Here is a 22,144-nt window from a genome sequence, read left to right on the forward strand (position 1 = left end):
AAACCTGTGGGAGCGAGCCTGCTCGCGACAATCCTAAAAAGCCCAATAAAAAAGGCCGCGATCCATTGGATCGCGGCCTTTTTTGTGTCCGGCTATTTACCTCAAACCGGATCCAGCTCCGGCTCGTCGGCCTGCACGTTCACCGTGGCTTTCACCGCATCGTGACGGCGGATGTACTTCCAGTCCGCCTCGTCGATGTAGATGCCGTTGGGGCCGCTGCCGCCTTCCAGGTCGATGGCGACGCTGGCGCAGACTTGCGGTTTCACACTGGCCAGGATCGGCACAAAACCCAGCTGCAAGCTGGTTTCCAGCAGCGCGGCCTGGTTTTTCTCGTCGATGTCTGCCGCTTCGTCAAGGTAGTACGGCAGACGCACGCGACCGGCCTGTTCGCGGTCCATCAGGTGCAGCAACAAATACATGTTGGTCAGCGCCTTGATGGTCATCGTGGTGCCGTTGGACGCCGCGCCATCGATATCGGTGTGGATCACGGGCTGGCCGTTGACCTTGGTGATCTCGAAGGCCAGTTCGAACAGGTCCTTGAGGCCGAGCTGGTTGTGGTTGGCCGCCACCAGGCGGGCCAGGTATTCCTTGGCCTCTTCGTTCTTGTTGTCCTGCTCGGCGCTCTGGCTGAGGTCGAACACCGACAGGGTCTCGCCTTCCTCGTACTGGCCGGCGCTGTGGATGATCTGGTCGATGTGCTTGAGCGCTTCCTTGTTCGGCGCCAGGACGATCCGGAAGCTCTGCAGGTTGGACACCTGACGCTTGTTGATCTCGCGGTTGAACAACGCCAGTTGATGCTCGAGGCTGTCGTAGTCGCTACGGATGTTGCGCAGGGTCCGGGCAATGTCAGTCACCGCCGCACGCCGTGCCTTGCCCAGGGTCAGGGCTTCGTCGGTACGGTGGGCATAGGCGTTGATCAACAGTTGCAGGCGGCGCTCCATGTCGTCTTCGCTGTCGAACTTGGCCACGCCCTTGAGGCGGACCTGGGCGTACAGTGCTTCGATCTGGCCATCGACCCGCAACAGACCCTGCCAGCTGTCCTGGTAATCATTGAGCAGTGGCAGCAGGTTGTCCATGGAGTCGTCGACCGGGTCCATGAACGGTGTGCCGAACGGCAGGTCCGCTGGCAACAATTGACGACGGCGCAGGGCGTCGTCGAGGGTACGTTGCTTGGCTTCCATGTCGGCGATCTGCCGGCCCACCAGTTGCAACTTGGCGGACAACTGCTGGACACGTTCGGTGAAGGCATCGCTGGAGCGCTTGAGTTCGTCCTGGGCGGCTTCCATCTGCGCCAGTTGCTCAAGCTTTTCGCCTTCCTCGGCACTCAGGGTCTGGGTGCGGCGGAAGTCTTCCAGGGCTTTCTGCGCATCCAGAACCTGCTGGTACAGCGCCTCGGTCTGGGTCTTGCTCGCGGCGCGGTCGGCGGCCACAGCTTGCTGGGTCTTGAGCTGCTTGAGTTCTTTTTCCAGGCGTTCTTTCTGGTCCCGCAGTGCGGCGCGATCGGCCAGGGCTTGCAGGGCCGGCGGTTCGATGTGGGACAGGTCGATGGACAGGCCCGGTACTTCGAAACGCTCACCTTTGAAGCCGTCGAGGATCAGCTCCATGGATTTGACCCACTCGCCGTTCTCGTCCAGCGCGATACCGTGCTCGCCCAGCGGCAGGCTGAACAGCGCACTGTTGAACAGGCGCATCAGGCGTTCAACGTCCTGTTGCGAGAATTCTTCCCGCAGGCGGGCGTAGCTGTTGTTATCGGCGTGATCGAGTTGCTGCTTGACCGACTTCAGGCGTTTTTCCAGATCCCGCAGGCGCTCATCCAGGTCTTCGGCGCTGAACTGCCGGGACTGGGCCAGGGCACCGGCCAGTTCGTCGTGGGCATCCTTGGCCGCGAGCAGTTGTTGCTCGAGGACCTTGACGTCATCCACCAGGGCAAAGCGGTTCTTGAGCACCGACAGTTCGCCAATCCAGCGCTGGATGCCGCTGATTTCCCGTTCCAGGCGCATCAACTCCTGAGTGCCGCCGCGCTGGTCGTTCTGCAGCGAATCCTGCTCGTTACGGTAGTGTTCGGCCTGGATGGTCAGCTCTTCCTTGCGCGCACTGGCGTAGTCCGACCAAGTGCCGAGCAGCGAGTCGAGCAACGGTGACAGGCGATGCAGTTTGCCGCGCAGTACATCGCGCTGCTTCACGCCATTGGCCAGGGCCTCCACCAGCGGACCGGCAGCCACCAGGGAGTTGTAGTCCTGTTCCATGCGTCGTACATCACGGAAGGCCTCTTCACACGCGGCGATGTAATCCACGCTACCGGAACGCAGGCTGTGCTCGAACGCGTCGAGGAACAGTTGCTTGAGCTTGGCCGCAGTAATTTCGCGCATGTGCAACAGGTTGATGAACAGCGCGCGGAAGGTCTTGAGGCTTTGCTCGCTGGTGGAGCGCAGCGGGATCAGCGTCAGGTCCAGCGGAATCGAGGTATGACCGCCCACCAGCAGGCGTCGCAGTTCATCAGGCTTGAGTTCGTAGGCTTTGAGGCCTTCGCGCTCCAGGTTGGTGAACAGCTCTTTCTGACGCAGGCAGGTGTCGTCTTTCTGATAATGGGCCAGGTCCAGCTTGCCGGCGTAGGCAAAGAACTGGTGGCCGAAACCGCCGCCGGGGCCGCGCCCGACCACACCTATCACGTGCGGGCCGTGGGGCAGGGCGACTTCCACCAGGATGTAGCTGGTGTCCGAGGCAAAGTAGAACCGCCGGGATTGCTCCAGGCTGTACTTGCCGAAGCTCATGTCCGACATGCGCGCCAGGATCGGGAACTGCAAGGCGTTGATCGACGCGGATTTACCGAGGTTGTTCGCGCCGTACACCGACAGCGGTTCTTCCAGCGGGAACAGGCCCAGGCTGTAGCCTGCGGTGTTCAAAAGGGCAAAGCGGCGGATGCCGTAGCGTTCCTTGCTCATGCGTCGGTCTCCTGTTCTTCGGCAATGGCACGGGCCAGTGCGTCTTCTTCGCTTTCACCTTCGAATTCGCTCAGATCCAGCGGATCATCGGTTTGCAGCAACTTTTCGTCGCTGTCTTCGTCGATCAGTACCGGTGCAGGCAACGGCAGCACGCTGTGCAGGCTGGCGGCCAGGTCGCGGTCCTGCTGGACCGACAGGCAGACGTCGAGGAAACGGTGCATCGGTGGCAGGAAGCGGTAGACACCGTTCTCTTCGCCGGCAAAACCCAGTTGGGTCATGCGGCGCATGATTTTTTCTTCCAGCTCTTCCTGGGTCTGCACTTCGGCCTGAAGGAACAGGTCGCGGTACTTTTCCAGAAGCGAGGGCAGCTCATCGCGGCCCAGGCTACCACCGTCGAGCACGGCAATCGGGTCGCGGCCCTGGTCGGCCAGGTGCTCGACGAGGATGAAGGTGAACAGCGCCAGGCGTTGGGCGGTCTTGTTCACCGCAGCGGCGGCGAGGTCCGGCACGAAGTAGTAGAAACCACGGGTGTCGCACACCAGTTCGAAACCCAGGGCCTTGAACAGCGTGCGGTACTGGTCCTGGAAGTTCGACAGTTGCGCGTACAGCTCCGGGTCGCGGCGGCTGACGTGGTAACCCTTGAACAGCTCGCGAAAAATCGGCGCCAGTTGGGACAGTTCGGATAGATCAAGATGCATGGGGGATGCTCGCAGAATCCTCGGCGGCGGTGTCGCGGGCCGAGAGCAGGGCGAAGGAGCGCAGGCTGACCTGATGCTCGTGAGTGTGGTAGTCGCGGCGTTCCAGACGCTCGCGCTTGAAACGTTTTTCCCGCGACAGACGCGAGAACCAGTACAGCAATTCGTCGGTGGCGCCGTCCGGCTCCTGCTCCAGCAACCAGGTCATCAGGTCCGGCATTGGCAGCGCGTCTTCGCAACGCTCGACCATCTCGCGTACGGTGCGTGGCGCGCGAGGAGCCTCGCCGCCCTTGTGGGTCTTGTGGGACTTGGGGAAGCGCGCCGGTTTCGGCTCGAAACGGGCCAGGGCGTACACGTAGGCTTCGACCTGACTGGCGCTGCCCAGGAAGGTGCTTTGCGGACGGGTGAACAGCGGCATGGCGGCTTGGGGCACGGCATCGAGGCCTTTGCGCCGAATGGCGGCCAGGGCCAGGGCGGCGCCACGGGTCACCGCGTTGTGACGGCGGGCCTCTTCGCGTAGCGGCAGGAGCAATTCGCGGGCATGGCGCAGGGTCAACTGGGCGCTGGTCTGCATCTCGAGGATGCGCGCGTGGGTGCGCAGCAGCATGTCGTCGTCCACCAGATGGCCGAGGCGCTGCTGTTCGGTGAGCATGCGTAAAAGCACATTCTCGACCTTGCGCACGCCTTGCTCGAACGCACCGTCGGCGTTCACCAACTGGATCATCGGTTCGACGTATTCATCCCAGGTCGCCAGTACTTCGGCGTAGCGCTGGCGCAACGGAATCTGCCGGTCGCTGGTCTTGGCCCGTTCGGCCACCGCTACCAGGGCCTGTTCGTCGTTGGCGAGTTTCTTGAGTACGTCGCGCACGCGCATGTCCAGCAGACGCAACTGGCGGGCCAGATCGTTGCCGTCGCGAATGTCGAACGCGTCCTGAATATAACCGGCCAGGCGCTCGAGGTGGCGCAGGTAGGCTTCGATTTCCAGGCACAGGCCGAGGCGGTGTTCGCGGCGCAGGTAGGCGAGGAAGTCATGGATCTGGGCGTTGAGCTCGAAACGGTTCGGGCTTTTCGCCACCGGTACGAGGATGTCCAGGCGGATCCACACGTCCAGCAGGTTGGTGATGTCCTGGGGCGTGCTGTCCAGTTGTTGGGCGGCCAATTGTGAACGCAATTCGTTGAGGCTCAGGGTGCCCTGGTCGAAGTGCTCGCACAAAGGTTCCAGCAATGCCCAGTGTTCAGCGAGGGCGCGCAAGACGCGCTTGGGTTCGATCATCGCAATGGCCGTCGGGTTGGCAATTAAAAGGGGCGATTGTACTGCATCAGGCCGGTTGCGATTCACCCCTGAGACGGACTGTCGGTTGAATCGCTCAACTATTGATTCAACAGGGAAGCGATCTGTCTCGAAGGGCGGTAGAATCCCTTCCACTTTCAGTTATCCACAAGTGGCCGACCCTTGCTTATCGAGTCCCGCCGCCGCGCCTATCTGACCGCCATGCAGGTGGTCAACTGGCTGCCGCGTACCGAATTGCCGTTTGCCGCCCCGTCGCGGCCCGAGCTGCTGGAAACGCCCGAGCCGCTGGATATCGAGCCGGTCGTGAGCGCGCCCGTGGCCAGGACGGTGGCCGAGCCGGTGGCGCCCGTGGTCGAACGGCCGAAGATCGAGGTTCCGCGCCCGAGCCTGGCTTCGACCCGCACCAACGCCAAACCGGTAGAGGCCGCCGATGAGACCCCGGCCCCGGTCAAGGCACCTTACGTCGCACCACCGCGTTTCGCGCTGCAACTGCTACGGGCAGGACGTTGCCTGCTACTGGTGGAACTGCCCACGGGCGAACCGTTTCAAAGCCGCGATCCGGCGTATCTGTTGCTCAAGGACATGCTGCGCGCCGCCGGTCTGCCGGACAGCCCACAGATCATTGGCGAGCCAGTGCGCTGGCCGTTGCTGTCACGCGGGACCATGGACCAGGGACCAGAAGCGGCGCGGGATTTTGTCCAGGGTTTTGTCTCGGCGCGGCTTGAGGATGAGCCCTGCGTGTGCCTTTGGCTGATCGGCCTGCCGGCGGTGAAATTTGCTGGTGAGGTGGATGCTCAAGCGTTCAATCGCGAACTGCAGGTCGAAGGCCTGGGCTCGGCCTGGGCGTTGCCCGGCCTGGAATTGTTAATGGAGACGCCACAGCGCAAGGCTGATGTCTGGCAAGCCATGCGCCGGCTGATGGCGCGTTGGAAAGAATCGAATGAGTGACGCTGTATCGTTCCGCCCGATGACCGAGGCGGACCTCGACGCTGTGCTGAAAATCGAATATGCGGCCTACAGCCACCCCTGGACCCGAGGGATCTTTCTCGACGGGCTGGGCAAGTACCAGATCTGGCTGATGTTCGAAGGCCAGCAGCAAGTGGGCCACGGCGTGGTGCAGATCATCCTGGATGAAGCGCACTTGCTCAACATCACCGTCAAACCGGAAAACCAGGGGCGCGGCTTGGGTTTGCGGCTGCTGGAGCATCTTATGTCCATTGCCTACAAGGCCGAGGCTCGGGAGTGCTTCCTGGAAGTGCGTGACAGCAACCGCACAGCGTTCCGGCTGTATGAGCGCTATGGCTTCAATGAAGTCGGCCGTCGCCGCGATTACTACCCTGCGGTGGGCGGACGCGAAGATGCGGTGGTCATGGCGTGTACCTTGGTGGACTGAACTTGCCACATCGAGGTTAACCGCAACGCCGTCATCGCGAGCAAGCTCGCTCCCACAGAGAGCTTGGCGATGTGCATCAAATTTGCGCTCGAACACAAAACCCTGTGGGAGCGAGCTTGCTCGCGATGACGGCGGCACATTCAACCCCAGTGCAAACTGATCCACCGCTATCGCGAGCAGGCTCGCTCCCACATTGGATCTGCATCGCTCAAGACATTGGGTTATGACGCAGAACCTGTGGGAGCGAGCCTGCTCGCGATGGCGTCAGCTCTATCGACACTTACCGCTTGCCATCCAACGGATCGATATCGGCCATTTCCGCTTCGTCGAGCCCGTCACCCCCGCCTATGTCATTTTCATCCACCACGCTCAGGTCCCAGTCCGCCCGTTTGTCGTCACCGGCTTCATGGGCGTCCCGGGCACCGTCTTCGCGGATCAGTGTTTCCGGGCTCATGTCGTCGTCGGTGGGGTCGTGATCATCCGTTGAAGCCCCTGTCAGCCCGGCTTCACGCACGCGTTCACGCGGCATCAACTGTTCGCGTTCATTTTCCGGCAGTTCGTCGCCGATTTTCGCACTGGGCTCTTGTTCGTCGAATTCCAGTTCATGCATCGAGCCCATGCGGTCTTCGTTATCGTCGATGGGTTCCGGCTGGACCGCGTCGAAAGGACGTCGTGAATCATTCATGGCAATTCCTCATACTGTGGGGCTTACTGGGGGTGGACCCACAGCCGTGGCGAGAATTCCAACGGCATTCTGGACGTGACCTCGACGGGCGGTCGTCTGTCAAAGTTGCGCACTATTCTCGAGGGCTAGATAGCATGAACGAATTACAAGATCTGATTGATAACAACGCGCGCTGGGCCGATGCGATCAAGCAGGAAGATCCTGATTTCTTTTCCAAGCTGGCCCGTCAGCAAACCCCTGAGTATCTGTGGATCGGCTGTTCCGATGCGCGGGTGCCGGCCAACGAGATCGTCGGCATGCTGCCCGGCGATCTGTTTGTGCACCGTAACGTGGCCAACGTGGTGCTGCACACCGACCTCAACTGCCTGTCGGTGATCCAGTACGCGGTGGACGTGCTCAAGGTCAAACATATCCTGGTCACCGGGCATTACGGCTGTGGCGGCGTGCGTGCCTCGATGCAGGATCGTCAACTGGGTCTGATCGACGGCTGGCTGCGTTCGATTCGCGACCTGTACTACGAGCATCGCGAAACGTTGGCCCAATTGCCGACCGAAGAAGAGCGCGTGGATCGCTTGTGCGAGCTCAATGTGATCCAGCAGGTGGCCAATGTCGGCCACACCAGCATTGTGCAGAACGCTTGGCATCGCGGGCAGAAACTGTCGATCCACGGCTGCATCTACGGGATCAAGGACGGCCGCTGGAAAAGCCTGGACACGACGATCAGCGGTTTCGAGCAGTTGCCGCCGCAGTATCGGCTACGTCCGGTCGGCGCGCCCTGATTCGGCTCATTCAGTCGCGATGACAGCGGCGACGCCAGTGCCGTAGAAATTTCATCCCTCGCTCGTTGGGCGGTTCGTCATAGCCTGTGATCCAGCCATGACAGTTGGACGAACCGCACCGGCAGGCGAACTGTCGATACAATTTCTGCTCGGTACTGGCGTAATCCATCGTCAGGCAGTCACCTTCCTCGATGATGGTCAACGCCCATAACCACAGTTCGCTCATGTCCAGGAAAACGTTCGGGCTGCAGGAGTGCTGCAGCAATCCGGCGAAGCGCGGGTCATACATGTGGATGTCCGGCAGGATCTGCAGTGTATGCAGGCGTCGTCGGCTGACGATCAGTCCCGATACCCTGCACATCCTTTCCAACGGCGCAAACCGCTTGCGGGCGACGATGCCATTGCCGCGGCCGTTAGTCGTCTGGCGCACTTCGAAATCGCGCCTGGATGGATAACCCATGCGCGTGCTGAGTTGTTTCTCGGGGTAGATGCCGTCCCCGTTCGGTGAGGATGCGCTGTCTGCAAGGAAGGTGGTCATGACGGTCCCTGTCGCGTAGGACGCTCGGCCTTCTGGCGCTGGCGATCCTGCCAGCGATCATTGAAACCTGCCTAGCTTCGCGCAACCTTGAAACGACATCTACTGTCGACTCTGACAGGAGCCAAAGGCGCTTTCCTGCGTGAGCCCAGGCTTACGCAGGAAAGTCCTTGGGGTTTACACCGCGTCAGGCAGCGCTGGCATGGGGACTTTCAATTGTGGAAGTTGTGATTTGATCGCCGGCTCCGCGCATTTTTTCGCCGCTTCGTCCGCAGACAGCTTGCGGATCGAGGTATAGAACAGCTCACAGGTTTCTTCCTTTTGCGTGACCTGCCAGGTCTGTGTGCATTGATTCAATTGCGCACTCGGATCGGTGCCCGGTTTGCTGCCCATGCCGGCTTGCCAGCATGCAGCGCTGAGGTCCTGCCCCATGACTTTCAAACCTGCCGCATCCGCCTTGGCCTGATCACCGTTGTAGCTGTCAGGGTCGGCGGCATACCAGATGTAGCTCGGGTGGTTGGAGCCCAGGACCGGAACCTTGACACCCGCAGTCGGCGTAATGGTCGCCAGACCCAGCACGTCCACGGTCTGGCCGTACTGTGTCTTGATCCAGTTCCGCACGGGAGCACCGAAGGCCACCATCGGCAGGGCGTCGCCGCTGGCGTTCTGGCTGACTTGCTTGACCATGGTGGTCTGGTAGTCATTGAAATAGTCGTAGACCCCGCCCAGCGCCTGGCCGGCATTGGATGGCGCCGCAATCGGCGCGATGTCGACAATGGTCTGGAAGGCCGGGGTCTGTTCGGCGGCGATGCCGTTGGCGGTCAGCAGCGTGGCCCAGCGATCGGTGGTGGCCGATTCCAGGTAGTCCTGCGCCTGGGTCAGGGAGTAATCCGGCGGGAAGTGCAGCAACTCAATGCTCTTGCGGTTCTCCAGGGCCATGCCCAGAGGCAGGAACAGGTACCAGTCGTAGGCCCACTTGTTATCGCTGTTGAGTTTGGTGGCGCCCTTGTATGCCAGATCACCGGCATCCAGCAGCGCAGTCAACGGTTTGCCGTAGTCTTGCGGCACGCCGCTGATACTGGCGTAGACCTTATCGTTGTCGCTTTTGACGCTGACCTTGGCCGTGCTGTAGCCGTCACGCTGCACGCTTTGGGTCAGGTAATGCTCAACGGTCTGCTCCAGCGTCCAGTCGCGAAAACAAATGACGTTGCAGTTGTTGGGGTAGGCGAAGAGACGGGTGACGCGTTCGGTACTGCCCAACTGAACATCGATGTCGGCATGGGCGGCGGCACTGAAGGCCAGGGTGGCAAGAGAAAGTACGGCGAGTTTGGACATGCTCAGATCCTTTTCAGCGTGTGGACCCCTCGAACAGGGTGTAGCCATACTGAAACAGACCGGAGCGAAGAAAAAGTGGGCCGACGAAAATATCGGCCCTTTTTATGGCTTTATGGCATCACGGGCGGCAGATAAGACAATGTCGTCCCCAGCGCCCACAGCAGCACCAGCACCAATGGCGTGTGAACCAGTAATTGCACGAAGGAGAAACCGATCAGGTCCCGGGCCTTGAGCCCCAACACTCCCAGCAGCGGCAGCATGTAGAACGGATTGATCAGGTTTGGCAGCGCTTCGGCGGCGTTATAGATCTGCACCGCCCACCCCAGGTGATAGTTCAGATCATTGGCCACCTGCATGACATAGGGGGCTTCGATGATCCATTTGCCGCCTCCCGAAGGAATGAAAAAGCCCAGCACCGCCGAGTAGGCGCCCATCAACACGGCGTAGGTATCGTGGGACGCGATCTGTACGAAAAAGGTGGATATGTGATGGGCGAGCGTCTGGGCGTCGCTACCCTTGACCGTGGTCAGCAGCGCGGCAATCGAGCCGTACAGCGGGAACTGGATCAGCACGCCGGTGGTGGTCGGCACCGCGCGCGCCACGGCATCGAGAAAGCTGCGCGGCCGCCAATGCAGCAACGCGCCAAGCATCAGGAACAGGAAGTTATAGGTGTTGAGTCCGGAGATGGCGCTTATCGCAGGTTTGGTCGAGAACTCGTGGAACAGCCAGCCGGCGGCCAGTAGCGCCAGGGCAATGGTCAGCAGCGGGCTATGTTCCAGCCATTCTCCCGGGCGGGTGCGAGGCTGCAATGCCGGCATGCTGAAGCTGGGATCAATCCCGCAGGCGGCGGCGTCACGGGCACTGTTCGGGCCGGGAGCGGTGGCATAGGCCACGATCAGCGAGATCACGATCAACGCCAGCAACATCACTCCCGATTGCCAGAGAAAAATGGTCTGGGTGAACGGAATGACCCCGGTGATCGACAGGATAGACGGTGGCAGGCTGGCCGGGTTGGCCTGCAATTGCGCCGCCGAGGAAGACAAACCCAGTGCCCAAACCGCGCCCAGGCCCAGGTACGCGGCGGCGCCCGCGGCGCGGTAGTCCATTTTCAGATCGGTGCGACGGGCCAGGGCACGTACCAATAAACCGCCAAATACCAGGGAAAGCCCCCAGTTGAGCAGCGACGCGACCATGGAGATCAGTGCGACCCAGGCCACCGCGGAGCGACCGTTTTTCGGGATGCGTGCCAGGCGATCGATCAGTTTGACGGCGGGCGGCGAGCTGGCGACCACGTAACCGCCGATCACCACGAAGGCCATCTGCATGGTGAACGGTATCAGGCTCCAGAAGCCATCGCCGAACGCCATGGCGGCGGCCGTGGGTTTGGCGCCGATGAACAGTGTCGCCACCGCGACTACCAATACTGCCAGGGCGGCAAATACCCAGGAGTCAGGGAACCAGCGCTCGGCAAAACTGGAACAGCGTAAGGCGAAGCGGGCGGAACGGCTGTCTTGTATGTCGGTGGTCACGGCAATTACCTCGATTTTTATGGTTATGGGTATTGGGTGCGGCAGGGTCTTGGCGTCAGGCGCCAACACTGGAACATTCCAGTGACCATGGGAGGCTAATCGGGGTTCGCGAGCGCGCAGGATTATTTTCAGAAGCGGCCCGGGGCGCTCTTTAGAAAAAAATCGGCGAGCCGATGGCAAGAGAACAGGCCACCTAACTCTCCTGCTCTCGGAGCATGCCATGTTCAATAAACGCTTGAAGCAGGAGCTTTCGGCTCTTCGCCAGGAACTGTCCAGCCTTGTGCAGGTGAAGGAGAGTTTGGACCGCGAGATGCTGGCCCTCACTCTGGATGCCGAAGGGCGGGTGCAGACGGTCAATCAGAATTTTCTCGACGAAATGCACTACAAGACCCAGGACCTCATCGGCCGGTCTGTCGAAGAGCTGGTGCCGGCTTACCTGAAATCCAATGAGTTCCAGTTGCGTTTCAAGACGGCGCTGACTAGAGGCGAGCATTTCTCCGGCGCCGTACGGCTGCTCCGGGGCAACGGTAAGGAAGCCTGGTTGCGTTCGATTCTCCAACCGGTTCGGGCGACTGATGGCCGAATCCGCTATTTCTCGATGTACTCCAGCGACCTGACCCGTACCATCGAGGCGTCGCGCGAGCATGAAAACCTCATTGGTGCGCTGGTGCGCTCAACGGCGGTGATCGAATTCGACCTGGGCGGTCACGTACTGACAGCCAATGATCGCTTCCTCAATGCCATGGGTTACAGCCTGGCGCAGATCAAGGGCAAGCATCACCGCATGTTTTGCGAACCGGAGGAGTACAACAGCGCCACCTACCAGCAGTTCTGGCAGCGTCTCAATAGCGGCGAGTTCGTCGCCGGTCGCTTCAAACGCTTGGACAGCAACGGCCGTGAAGTCTGGCTGGAAGCCTCTTACAACCCGGTGCTTGATGCCAACGAGCGACTGTACAAAGTGGTCAAGTTCGCCACGAACATCACTGATCAGGTCAACCAGGAAAAAGCTGTCTCCGAGGCGGCCGGCATTGCCTACAGCACCTCGTTGCAAACCGACAACAGCGCCCAGCGCGGCACCACCGTGGTGACCCAGGCCGTGGGCGTGATGCGTGACCTGGCCCGGCACATGCAAACCGCCGGCGAAGGCATCGAGGCCCTGAATGAGCAATCCCTGGTGATCGGCACCATCGTCAAGACCATCAGCGGCATTGCCGAACAGACCAACCTGCTGGCGCTCAACGCGGCCATCGAAGCCGCCCGGGCGGGTGAGCAGGGCCGGGGCTTTGCGGTGGTGGCCGATGAAGTGCGGCAATTGGCGTCGCGTACCAGTCAGGCCACTGATGAGATCGTCGGCGTGGTTCGCCAGAACCAGGACATGGCCCGCAACGCCGTGGCACTGATGACCGACGGCCAGCACCAGGCCGAACAGGGTCTGGCCCTGGCAGCGGAGGCGGGGACGGTGATCGTCGAGATTCAGGATGGCGCGAAGAAGGTGGTCGATGCCGTGAGCCAGTTTGCCAATCAGTTGTCGACTTGAGTTTGATGTTATCGTTTTTTACATATTAATTATTGTTCTGCGATAATTTCACCGCTATGGTTTGCGCTTCCTTTGTTCTGTGGAGCCTTCCATGTCCTCGAATCGTCTCGCCCTGTACAGCCAGCGCATGGCTGTCATCACACTTGTCTTCATTATCACGATGATGGTCCTCAACGCCGGGGTCTGGCTGTTTCCTGACGTTGCTTCAGAATACGGTCTGGGCTTTGCCCTGACCGAGCGACAGCTGTCGAGCTTGTCAGCAGAGGCTATGCGCTTGACTGGTTGGCAATGCCTTGGCGCAATGCTGTTGTCGAGCATACCGCTGCTGGCCCTGGCGTTCGGGCTGGGCCATTTGCGGCAGTTGTTCCAGCGATATGCCCAAGGCGAGTATTTTTCCAGCGAAGCAGCCGTTTGCCTGGGGAAGGTAGGTCGCGCTGTGGCGCTGTGGGTGCTGCTGGATTTCCTGTGTGAGCCGTTTCTCAGCCTGCTGGTGACGATCAATGCACCGGTCGGTCAGCGTCTGCTTACCCTCAGCGTTACCGCCCCGTCGTTTGTCGCGTTGTTTCTTGCAGCCTGCATTGCAATCATTGCCCGGATATTGTCCCGGGCCAGTGAAGTCGATTCAGAAAACCGGACTTTTGTTTGAGAGCCCTATGCCTATCGTTATTCAACTTGATGTGATGCTGGCGACGCGCAAGGTTAAATCCAAGGACCTTGCCGCCGCGATAGGCATTACGGAAGCCAACCTTTCCTTGTTGAAGCAAGGAAAGGTCAAGGGTATTCGCCTGGCTACCCTCGAAGCCATTTGCAGCCATCTGCAATGTCAGCCCGCCGATTTGCTGATTTACCAACCGCAGAGCGATCCCCCCAAGGCCTGACCCCTTGGGGGAGCGAGCCTGCCCGCGATGGCCGGCGACGCGACTTCGCAGACTGGCCAGATAGCCGCGACGCTCAATCCCCCAGCGCCTGCCCCTCACGCCGCGGGTCCGCTCCACCGGCCAGTGAGGTTTTGCCTTGGGCATCACGGACTCGGACGATTGCCTGGGTCCCGCTGGTCATGTCGATTTCACTCACGGCATGGCCTTTGTTTTTCAACGCCTGGATCAGCGTCGGGCTGAACTGACCTTGTTCCAGTTCGGTGGGGCCGTTGCGGCTGCCGAAGTTGGGAAGATTGATGGCGGCTTGCGCGTCCAGGTCCCAGTCCAGCAGGCCGATCACTGACTTGGCGACGTATTCGATGATTTGGGAGCCTCCCGGTGAGCCAACAGCGGCCAGCAGTTCACCGCTCTGGCGATCGAAGATCAGGGTCGGCGCCATGGACGAGCGGGGGCGTTTGCCGGGTTCGACGCGGTTGGCGACCTTTTGCCCATTTTCTTCGGGGATGAACGAGAAGTCGGTCATCTGGTTGTTGAGCATGAAACCCCGGACCATCAGGTGTGAGCCGAACGCTGACTCCACCGTGGTGGTCATCGACACGGCGCCACCCTGGTCATCCACTGCCACCACTTGCGAGGTAGAGATGCGCAGGGGCGAACGGTCCGGGGCGTAGGCCACCTGGACGCCCGGTGGTGTGCCGGGTTTGGCGATGCCCATGCTGCGTGGACCGATCAGGCTCGCGCGGCTGGCCAGATAACCGGGATCGACCAGGCCTTTGACCGGTACGGGGACGAAGTCCGAGTCAGCGACATACAGGGCGCGGTCAGCGTAGGTCAGGCGTTCGGCTTCGGCGATCAGGTGCACTGCTTCGGGCGTCGGCTCAATGCCGGCGGGTTTATCGGTCTTGACGGGTTTCATGGGCGCGAGGGCCGTGCGGCGGTCGCGCTGTTCCAATGCCTGCAAGGTCCCGAGGATCTGCGCCACGGCGATCCCGCCCGAAGACGGGGGCGCCATGCCACAGACTTGCCAGCGCTTGTAGTCAGTACAAAGCGGCGCACGCTCCCGGGCGGCGTAGCCCTGGAGGTCATTCAATGACAGGCTGCCGGGGTTGGCATGCTTCTGCACCTTGGCGACGATTTCTTCGGCAATCGGCCCTTTGTACAAGGCGTCGGGACCTTCGCGGGCGATGCGCTTGAGCACGTCGGCCAAAGCGGGATTTTTCAGCAGGGTGCCGACCGCCTTCGGGCTGCCGTCGGCGTTCAGGAAATAGGCGGCCATGTCCGGCGACCCCGGCAAGGATGCGTCGGACGCAATCATCGAGTGCAACCTGGGCGAGATCGCAAAACCCTGTTCGGCCAATGCGATGGCTGGCTCGAACAGCGTGGCCCATTCAAGTCGGCCATGTTTGCGATGGGCCAGTTCCAGTGCCCGCAACACGCCCGGAGTGCCCACGGAACGGCCGCCTATCTGCGCGGCGGTAAACGGCATGGGTTTGCCATCTGCTTGCAGGAAAAGTCTCTCGGTGGCGCCGGCCGGTGCCGTTTCGCGACCGTCGTAAGTACGTACTGCCTTGCCGTCCCACAACACGATGAATGCACCGCCACCGATCCCGGAGGACTGCGGCTCCACGAGGGTCAGCACCGCCTGCATGGCAATCGCCGCGTCGATGGCCGAGCCGCCGCGCCGCAACATCTGCCGCCCGGCTTCGGCCGCCAGCGGGTTGGCCGCTGCGGCCATGTGCTTGTCGGCGTGGCGGGTCTGCAGGTCGGTGCGATAGCCGGAGGCGATCTCCGGTGCGACGGGCAATACTGGGGTTGTGGAGGAGGGCGGGGCCTTACAGGCAACGAGTGCCAGGGCGACAGCCAGCAGCGAAACGGCTGACAGGCGATGAAGATTTGGTTTCAGATCTGCAAGCATGTGTCGCTCCATCCGTGGGCCAGGGGATAGGGATCGACTGTAGCGATGCGAGGCGTCGGGCGCAAATCAGCGCGGACTTGGGGGACGGCTTTTATCAAGGCATAAAAAAACGGCTTATCTTTCGATAAGCCGTTTTTAGTACTTGGTGGCTACACAGGGACTTGAACCCCGGACCCCAGCATTATGAATGCTATGCTCTAACCAACTGAGCTATGTAGCCAAGTGGCGCGCATTATTCGCCGGTAACGAAGATGTGTCAAGCGTAAATCTGAAATATTTCTCAGCGCTTTCAACCGCTTATCAATCCTCGCCGCAAATAGCCGTCAACCGAGTTGAAATCTCCCTGTGTTGGCGCTCAGGGCCTGGCTGCCCTGGCTCAAAGTATCCGCCGCGAGGTTCACGGCGCGTGCCCCTTCAAGCAATCGCATGGCCGCCTGGTCGACCTGCTGGATATTGCCGCTGACCTCGTCGGCGGTGCTGGCTTGTTCGTCCACCGCGGTGGCGATTTGCGCCAGGGTATCGGTGACGCTCTGCACGGCGCTGGCAATTTCTCCCAGGCGCTCGCCAAGGCCGGTAACGGCTTGCGCGTCGGTCTGGGCCTGGCCGCATGCGGCTTCCATCAGGCTGACCGCTTCGTTGACCGTAGCGCGCAGGCTGTCGACGGTGCCAGCAATCTGTTGGGTGGAGGACTGGGTGCGTTGCGACAGGCTGCGTACCTCATCGGCCACCACCGCGAAACCACGGCCCTGTTCCCCAGCGCGAGCGGCTTCGATGGCGGCATTGAGGGCCAGCAGGTTGGTCTGCTCGGCCACGCCGCGGATGGTGTCGACCACCATCTGGATCTGTTGCCCCTGTTCGCTGACCCGGCCCAATGCGGCGGCGGTTTCGTTGAGGCGCTGGTTGAGTTGCTGGATGCTCGCCGTAGTGCGTTGACTGTCGCGGCTGCTGTCGGCGGCGATACGCCGGGTCTGCTGGGCGCTGTCGGAGGCCTGCTCACAGCTTCTGGCGACCCCTTGAGAGGTGGCGGCCAGTTGCGTGGCGGCCGCGGCGATCTGGCTGATCTGCATCTGTTGGGCTTCGACTTCGCCCAGGGCGCCGCTGGAGTGCGTGTTGAGGGTGCGAACGGCATTACTCAACTGCAATGTTTCGTGGTCCACGCCCAACAGGCTGTTGCGCAACTGCACCACTGCAACGTTGAGAGCGGTACTGATGGCCGCCAGTTCGTCGCGTCCTTGCACCGGCACTTGCAGACTGAGGTTGCCGTCACGCAGGGCTTCGGCCAGTAATGTGATGCCACTGGCGCTGCGGCGGATGGACGCTTGCAGGCAGACGAAGAGGTAAAGCGCGGCCAACAGCAGACAACCCAGCACCGTGGCCACCAGGGTGAATTGGCGGATGGCCGAGGAGTGGTAGTGGTCCAGTCGCGCATCCAGAGCCATCAGAGACTGCTGGCGCAAGGTCGCCAAGTCCGCCAGGAGCGCATCCATGTGTTTCTCGAATTCTTCCGGCTTGAGGCTGATGGAGCCGGCGAAGACCCCTTCATCCAGGACTTTCAGGCCGGAATCCAGATGCTTGAGGCTGTCCTGGAATTGTCCGGACCAGGCTTGCAGTTCGTTCGGCAGGCGCGCTTGCAGTACTCCACCGGTTTTGACCAGTTGATCCCGGGCATCGCCGATCCGGCTGCGCAGGTCGCGCAATTGCAGGCGGCTTTGCAGGGTGAACTGACCCGACACAACGGAGGCCTGGCCAACGCTGGCCAGGCGACCGACCCGCTCGATCAGGTCCGGTGTCTGCTGGGTCGAGATCTGGATCAGCAGGTAGGTTTCCAGCCAGGAGGCGAGGGTCAGGCGATTGTCCATGACGATCTGCTCGCGCAAGGCTTGCAGGGCACTCAAGGCCGCAGTGAAGCGGTCATAGCCGTCCGGCCACCAACCGACGGTGCCCAGGCTTTTCGAATCAAGACCATTGAGACTGGTTTGCAACGTTTGGAAGCGAGCCAGGGTGTCGGCTTCGGCACCTTCGGTTTGCAAGGTGCTGCCCAGATCATTGGCGGCCTGGTTGAGGGCTGGCTGCACGGCATCGAAAGCCGCCATCGCGGCAAGCGTTGCGGGTGTTGCCTGGCGATTGGTTTCCGTGGCTCGCCAACGGGCCGCGCGGTTGCGCTGGGCGGCGAGCAGATTGTCCAGGTTATCCAGGGCCAGCAACTGGCGAACCCCGGCGCGTTCTTCGGAAATCAGGCTGAGTTTGTCGCGATAGTCCTGGCCGATGATCCACAGGCTGCCCATGAGTGGCAGGATGAAAAGCAGGAACAGCAACTGAAATTTGCGGGCAAAGCCGAAACGCCCCAGCAACCTGATTCCCGGTGATAGAAAAGCCTGCATGCCCATACTCCCCTGAACACCTTTGCACTATTTTTGTGCGTTTCGACACAGTGCCGAAACAGGTGCCCTTTTAAAAGGCCTCGAAAGTTTGTCCAGGCCCGCTCTGTAGGCTGGCTCTGTAGCGAAACTTCCCATTCTCGGTCCCCTTTGTAAGGGGCCGCGTTGTAGACCGTTAACAAGGCAAGATTCAGACCATGGCTTTGCGCTATTACCGAGCTCGCTGACAATATTTCAAGTCGATAGCAAGCTAAGGGGATAGCCTTGCTGCACCGAAAAATGGCACATTGATGAATCCGCTTCCTGTGCAAACCCCGTATGGAAACTCCCATGGCTATCAGCGATACCCAGGTCGATACCGCGTCTATCCCTGCCACACCTCAAAGCAGCCCTTTGGTCATGCGCATCATCGGTGCCGTGGCGTTGGCGCATTTGATCAACGACCTGATCCAGGCGGTACTGCCGTCTATTTACCCGATGCTCAAGGCCAGTTATGGGCTGACCTTCACCCAGGTTGGCTTGATTACGCTGACCTTCCAGTTGACGGCATCGCTGCTGCAGCCCTGGGTGGGTTATCACACGGACCGGCACCCCAAGCCCTGGCTGCTGCCGGCCGGTACGGTCTGCACGCTGATCGGGATCGTGATGATGTCCATGGTTGGCAGTTTTGCCATGATCCTGCTGGCCGCCGGTCTGATCGGTATTGGCTCCTCGACCTTTCACCCTGAAGCCTCGCGAGTCGCACGCCTGGCGTCGGGCGGGCGTTATGGGTTGGCGCAGTCGACGTTCCAGGTCGGCGGTAACGCCGGCTCGGCTTTCGGCCCGTTGCTGGCAGCGGCGATCATCGTTCCTTTCGGGCAAGGCAATGTGGCCTGGTTCGGCCTGTTCGCACTGTTTGCGCTGTTCGTGCTGTACCGCATCAGCCGCTGGTACGCCAATCACTTGAACCTGTTCAAGCTCAAGCAAGGCCAGGCGGCTACTCACGGTCTGTCCAGGGGCCGGGTCTTGAGTGCATTGGCGGTGCTGGGTTTGCTGGTGTTCTCCAAGTATTTCTACATGGCCAGTTTCACCAGCTACTTCACCTTCTACCTGATCGAGAAGTTCGACCTGTCGGTGGCGTCGTCGCAGTTGTATCTGTTCCTGTTCCTCGGCGCTGTGGCGGCGGGGACCTTCTTTGGCGGTCCGATAGGCGACAGGATCGGACGTAAGGCGGTGATCTGGTTCTCGATCCTTGGCGTGGCACCGTTCACGCTGATCCTGCCTCACGTTGACCTGCTGTGGACCAGCATTCTCAGCGTGGTCATCGGCTTCATCCTGGCTTCGGCATTTTCGGCCATCGTGGTGTATGCCCAGGAACTGGTGCCGGGTAACGTCGGCATGATTGCCGGCGTGTTCTTTGGCTTGATGTTTGGCTTCGGCGGGATTGGCGCCGCGCTGCTGGGGCATCTGGCCGACATCCGCGGCATCGAGTATGTGTATTGGTTGTGCTCGTTTTTGCCGTTGTTTGGAGCCCTGGCGATTTTTCTGCCCAAAAGCAGAAAAAACTGACGTGTACTCAACCGGCGGAGGCGAGTGGGCCCCGCCGGTCGTTGCGAAACAACTGAATTTCAAAGCATTGAAAAATACCCGCCCACCAGAGCGATTTGATTAGTTGCTTGGAACCGCGACTAAAGTACCGTTTTGTATAAGTCTTAAGTTTGATTTTGTATAAAAGTCGGTCATGTTAATTTGCTGCTGTGGTTGATGGATTGAATGGACGCAGCGGCAATCTTCAAGGGAGTCCGCTGGGGTGACCGGAAAGCAGCTTTCCACATTCTTTCCACCCGCCGCTCTTATTGTCTTGGGACATAAGGCCTTCGGCTCTTGATCTGAATACCTTCACCCCTCGGGTGAGGTGACTCACGCCCCTACCTGCCACGCTTCAAATACTTATAAAGCAGTTGTATCGCCGCGTCCGTTCAAGGCGATTGCCTCGTGGACAGCGTAAACAGCCGTGAGCGATTGTTATTTGCCGTGTCGTGCACAAGTTTGAGGCTGTCGTCTTAAACGTTGGCAATAAAAATAATCAGGCAGGGGATGATATGAAGTTCAAGTCGTTGCAGGCACGCATTTGTGTCACGGCAGGCGTATGTCTGTTTGTTTCATCAATTAGCCTGGTTATTTACGGGCTCTTTACCGCCAGGGCTAATGAGCAATACGTGGCGACCGAAGTCTCGGCGTTGGTTGAAGAATCAACGATCCGGGAAATTCAGAACCTGGCCGAGTCCCGTGCCAATGCCATTCAGGCCAAGTTGCAAAATGCTCTGGATGCGGCCCGCACCATGGCCAATACCTTTGCCTCCAGCAAGGCTTCGCAGAGCCCTTTGGCGTTGGGACGTGAGCAGATCAACACGGTATTGCTCAGCGTTCTAAAAGATAACCCGGACTTCAATGGCACTTACTCCTGCTGGGAACCGGACGCGTTGGATGGTCAGGATCTTGTGTTGCGCAATGCTCAGGACGGCAGTAATCCGTTGACCGGGCGCTTCACGCCTTACTGGACGCGCAGCGCTGGCGGACATGTGGCAGTACAGCCATTGGTCGAGTATGACTCCCCGGATCGTCACCCGAACGGTGTACCCAAAGGGGGTTGGTACAGCGGCCCACGCGACACTCTGAAGGAAAGCGTGCTGGACCCCATTCCTTATGTGGTTCAGGGCAAAAACGTATGGCTGACCACTTTGTCGGTGCCGATCGTATCCGATGGCAAGTTCTACGGCGTGGTCGGCGCTGACTTCGATATCGACTTTATCCAGAAACTCAGCGAGCAGATGTCGGCCGATCTCTACGGTGGCAAGGGCACGGTGTCGATTCTGAGTAACCAGGGGCTGGTGGTCGCGGACAGTCAGCGTACCGACCTGATTGGCCAGCCCATCAAGGCCTTGTTGCCTGACTCTTGGGAGAAAGTGCTGCGCGATATCCAGAGTGGTCGTGGTGACGGTCTGCTCAATCCGCACACCCAGCATATCGAAGTGCTGATGCCCATTGAGCTGGGGCGCACAGGTAAACCCTGGGCGGTGCTGATTCGCCTGCCAAAGGCAGTGGTCATGACTCAGGCCATTGCCCTGGAGCAGGAGCTACAGGCGCGCAGTATCAGCAACAGCATCTGGCAGGTGTCGGTTGGCCTTGGCGTTTCGCTACTGGCGCTGGTCGCCCTGTGGTTTGCCGCTGCAAAAATCGTCGGGCCAATTCGCGAAGCCGCCGCCTTGGCAGCCAACATCAGCCTGGGGGACTTCTCGCGTCGCCTGGTGCAGAAATCCGAGGACGAAGTGGGCCAGTTGTCTGTCGCGCTCAACGATATGTCTGAAAGCCTGCAACGGCAGGTCAGGGTGGCCGAGCGCATTTCCGAGGGAGATCTGGACCTGGAGGTCCGGTTGTCCTCGCCCCACGATACCCTTGGCAGGTCACTGGAGAAGATGGTGGGTAATCTGAACCAACTGATTGGCGAAGTTCAGGCCAGCGCCACCCAGATCACCGGCAGCTCGGCGCAGGTTACCGACCTGAGCCAGTCATTGTCCGATGGGGCGTCCAATTCCGCGTCGTCCATCACTGAAATCAGCGCGGTGATGACACAAATGGCCGCACAGACCCGGGACAACGCCGCCAATGCCAAAAAGGCCGATGAGCAGTCCCAGGCATCACGGGCCGATGCCGGGGAAAGCGACAAATTGATGAGTGAGCTGATTGCCGCCATGGCCGAAATCGACAATTCGGGCAAAGACATTACCGCAATCATCACCACCATCGATAATATCGCCGCACAAACCAACCTGTTGGCGTTGAACGCGGCTATTGAAGCCGCCAGGGCAGGTGAGCTGGGGCGTGGTTTTGCTGTGGTGGCGGATGAGGTGCGTAGCCTGGCCGCCCGCAGCGCCGAGGCCGCCCAGCAGACGGCTGCATTGATTGCCGACTCCTCGAGCAAAACGCAACGCGGCATGATCATCGCGGGCCGGACCGCCGAATCGCTGAAAAACATCGTCAGCGGAACCAGTGCTGTTTCCAACCTGGTTTCATTGATCTATCAAGCCTCCAGCGAGCAAGCCTCAGGCCTGCAACAGGCCAGCATCGGGTTGGAGCAGATCGATGAAGTGACGCAGAAAAACCAGTCCAACTCACAAGAGTGCGCGGTGGCGGCCAAGGATCTTTCGGAGCGAGCATCTTTGATGCAGCGCGTGCTGGGGCGCTTCAAAGTCAAAAGGGGGTAGTGGGTTTC

Annotated in this window: 16 protein-coding genes, 1 tRNA gene and 2 pseudogenes; 9 read left to right on the top strand and 10 right to left on the bottom strand. The window is 60.4% G+C overall.

Annotated features, from left to right (window positions below; translation table 11 throughout):
* Positions 1 to 101: 101 nt before the first annotated feature.
* The 3 genes from mksF to mksB are packed head-to-tail and all read right to left on the bottom strand — an operon-like array spanning position 102 to position 4,910.
* Complete coding sequence (mksF, locus tag GKKCFE_RS02850) at positions 102 to 2,942, bottom strand: Mks condensin complex protein MksF (protein WP_047229372.1); 2,841 nt, start codon at positions 2,940 to 2,942, stop codon at positions 102 to 104.
* A complete protein-coding gene (mksE, locus tag GKKCFE_RS02855) occupies positions 2,939 to 3,640 on the bottom strand; it encodes an Mks condensin complex protein MksE (protein ID WP_047229373.1) in 702 nt (233 codons plus the stop codon). The genes mksF and mksE overlap by 4 nt, the downstream gene beginning before the upstream one ends.
* On the bottom strand, positions 3,630 to 4,910 hold the full coding sequence (gene mksB / locus GKKCFE_RS02860) for an Mks condensin complex protein MksB (RefSeq protein ID WP_047229374.1): 1,281 nt from the start codon (positions 4,908 to 4,910) through the stop codon (positions 3,630 to 3,632). Before mksB ends, mksE begins: the two co-directional genes overlap by 11 nt.
* Positions 4,911 to 5,090: 180 nt before the next feature.
* Between mksB and GKKCFE_RS02865 the strand changes: the two genes are divergently transcribed.
* A complete protein-coding gene (locus GKKCFE_RS02865) occupies positions 5,091 to 5,876 on the top strand; it encodes an energy transducer TonB (RefSeq protein ID WP_107322935.1) in 786 nt (261 codons plus the stop codon).
* Positions 5,869 to 6,321: a ribosomal protein S18-alanine N-acetyltransferase gene (gene rimI, locus GKKCFE_RS02870; RefSeq protein WP_047229376.1), complete on the top strand. Its 453-nt coding sequence runs from the start codon at positions 5,869 to 5,871 to the stop codon at positions 6,319 to 6,321. Before GKKCFE_RS02865 ends, rimI begins: the two co-directional genes overlap by 8 nt.
* Positions 6,322 to 6,601: 280 nt before the next feature.
* Here the strand turns inward: rimI and GKKCFE_RS02875 are convergent, their stop codons facing one another.
* Positions 6,602 to 7,006 (bottom strand): hypothetical protein, encoded by a 405-nt coding sequence (locus GKKCFE_RS02875; protein ID WP_047229377.1) that lies wholly within the window; start codon positions 7,004 to 7,006, stop codon positions 6,602 to 6,604.
* A 134-nt stretch (positions 7,007 to 7,140) separates the two neighbouring features.
* Between GKKCFE_RS02875 and can the strand changes: the two genes are divergently transcribed.
* Positions 7,141 to 7,785, top strand: a complete 645-nt coding sequence (can, locus tag GKKCFE_RS02880) for a carbonate dehydratase (protein WP_047229378.1) — start codon at positions 7,141 to 7,143, stop codon at positions 7,783 to 7,785.
* Positions 7,786 to 7,795: 10 nt separating this feature from the next.
* Here the strand turns inward: can and GKKCFE_RS02885 are convergent, their stop codons facing one another.
* The 3 genes from GKKCFE_RS02885 to GKKCFE_RS02895 all read right to left on the bottom strand — a co-directional run bounded on the left by GKKCFE_RS02885 (position 7,796) and on the right by GKKCFE_RS02895 (position 11,184).
* Entirely contained in the window at positions 7,796 to 8,323 is a 528-nt protein-coding gene (locus GKKCFE_RS02885; RefSeq protein ID WP_160893574.1) for a lysine methyltransferase, read from the bottom strand.
* Between the two features lie 174 nt (positions 8,324 to 8,497).
* Complete coding sequence (locus GKKCFE_RS02890; protein WP_339489765.1) at positions 8,498 to 9,655, bottom strand: hypothetical protein; 1,158 nt, start codon at positions 9,653 to 9,655, stop codon at positions 8,498 to 8,500.
* A gap of 110 nt (positions 9,656 to 9,765) precedes the next feature.
* The gene (locus tag GKKCFE_RS02895) at positions 9,766 to 11,184 is read right to left on the bottom strand and encodes a short-chain fatty acid transporter (protein ID WP_076386741.1); all 1,419 of its coding nucleotides are present in this window, start codon (positions 11,182 to 11,184) and stop codon (positions 9,766 to 9,768) included.
* Positions 11,185 to 11,560: 376 nt separating this feature from the next.
* On the opposite strand from GKKCFE_RS02895, the pseudogene GKKCFE_RS02900 reads away from it, so the two are divergent.
* The 4 genes and pseudogenes from GKKCFE_RS02900 to GKKCFE_RS02915 all read left to right on the top strand — a co-directional run.
* Positions 11,561 to 12,133: pseudogene (locus tag GKKCFE_RS02900) on the top strand (PAS domain-containing protein); the annotation flags it as partial.
* Between the two features lie 156 nt (positions 12,134 to 12,289).
* Positions 12,290 to 12,721: pseudogene (locus GKKCFE_RS02905) on the top strand (methyl-accepting chemotaxis protein); the annotation flags it as partial.
* A 91-nt stretch (positions 12,722 to 12,812) separates the two neighbouring features.
* Positions 12,813 to 13,367 (top strand): DUF2975 domain-containing protein, encoded by a 555-nt coding sequence (locus GKKCFE_RS02910; RefSeq protein ID WP_107322932.1) that lies wholly within the window; start codon positions 12,813 to 12,815, stop codon positions 13,365 to 13,367.
* Positions 13,368 to 13,374: 7 nt separating this feature from the next.
* Positions 13,375 to 13,599: a helix-turn-helix domain-containing protein gene (locus GKKCFE_RS02915; protein ID WP_047229383.1), complete on the top strand. Its 225-nt coding sequence runs from the start codon at positions 13,375 to 13,377 to the stop codon at positions 13,597 to 13,599.
* A 73-nt stretch (positions 13,600 to 13,672) separates the two neighbouring features.
* Here the strand turns inward: GKKCFE_RS02915 and ggt are convergent, their stop codons facing one another.
* The 3 genes from ggt to GKKCFE_RS02930 form a co-directional block, all read right to left on the bottom strand.
* Positions 13,673 to 15,514 carry a gamma-glutamyltransferase gene (gene ggt / locus GKKCFE_RS02920; protein ID WP_107322931.1) on the bottom strand — a complete coding sequence of 614 codons (1,842 nt, stop codon included), beginning with the start codon at positions 15,512 to 15,514 and terminating at the stop codon, positions 13,673 to 13,675.
* Between the two features lie 143 nt (positions 15,515 to 15,657).
* Positions 15,658 to 15,734 (bottom strand) — tRNA-Met (locus GKKCFE_RS02925).
* 103 nt (positions 15,735 to 15,837) lie between these two features.
* Complete coding sequence (locus GKKCFE_RS02930; RefSeq protein WP_322834610.1) at positions 15,838 to 17,895, bottom strand: methyl-accepting chemotaxis protein; 2,058 nt, start codon at positions 17,893 to 17,895, stop codon at positions 15,838 to 15,840.
* A gap of 327 nt (positions 17,896 to 18,222) precedes the next feature.
* Here GKKCFE_RS02930 and GKKCFE_RS02935 point away from each other — a divergent pair, with 327 nt between their 5' ends.
* Both GKKCFE_RS02935 and GKKCFE_RS02940 read left to right on the top strand, forming a co-directional pair.
* Positions 18,223 to 19,440, top strand: a complete 1,218-nt coding sequence (locus GKKCFE_RS02935; RefSeq protein WP_445577461.1) for an MFS transporter — start codon at positions 18,223 to 18,225, stop codon at positions 19,438 to 19,440.
* A gap of 533 nt (positions 19,441 to 19,973) precedes the next feature.
* Positions 19,974 to 22,136 carry a methyl-accepting chemotaxis protein gene (locus GKKCFE_RS02940; RefSeq protein WP_445577462.1) on the top strand — a complete coding sequence of 721 codons (2,163 nt, stop codon included), beginning with the start codon at positions 19,974 to 19,976 and terminating at the stop codon, positions 22,134 to 22,136.
* Positions 22,137 to 22,144: the final 8 nt, after the last annotated feature.

The organism is Pseudomonas sp. E141 (assembly GCF_052659885.1).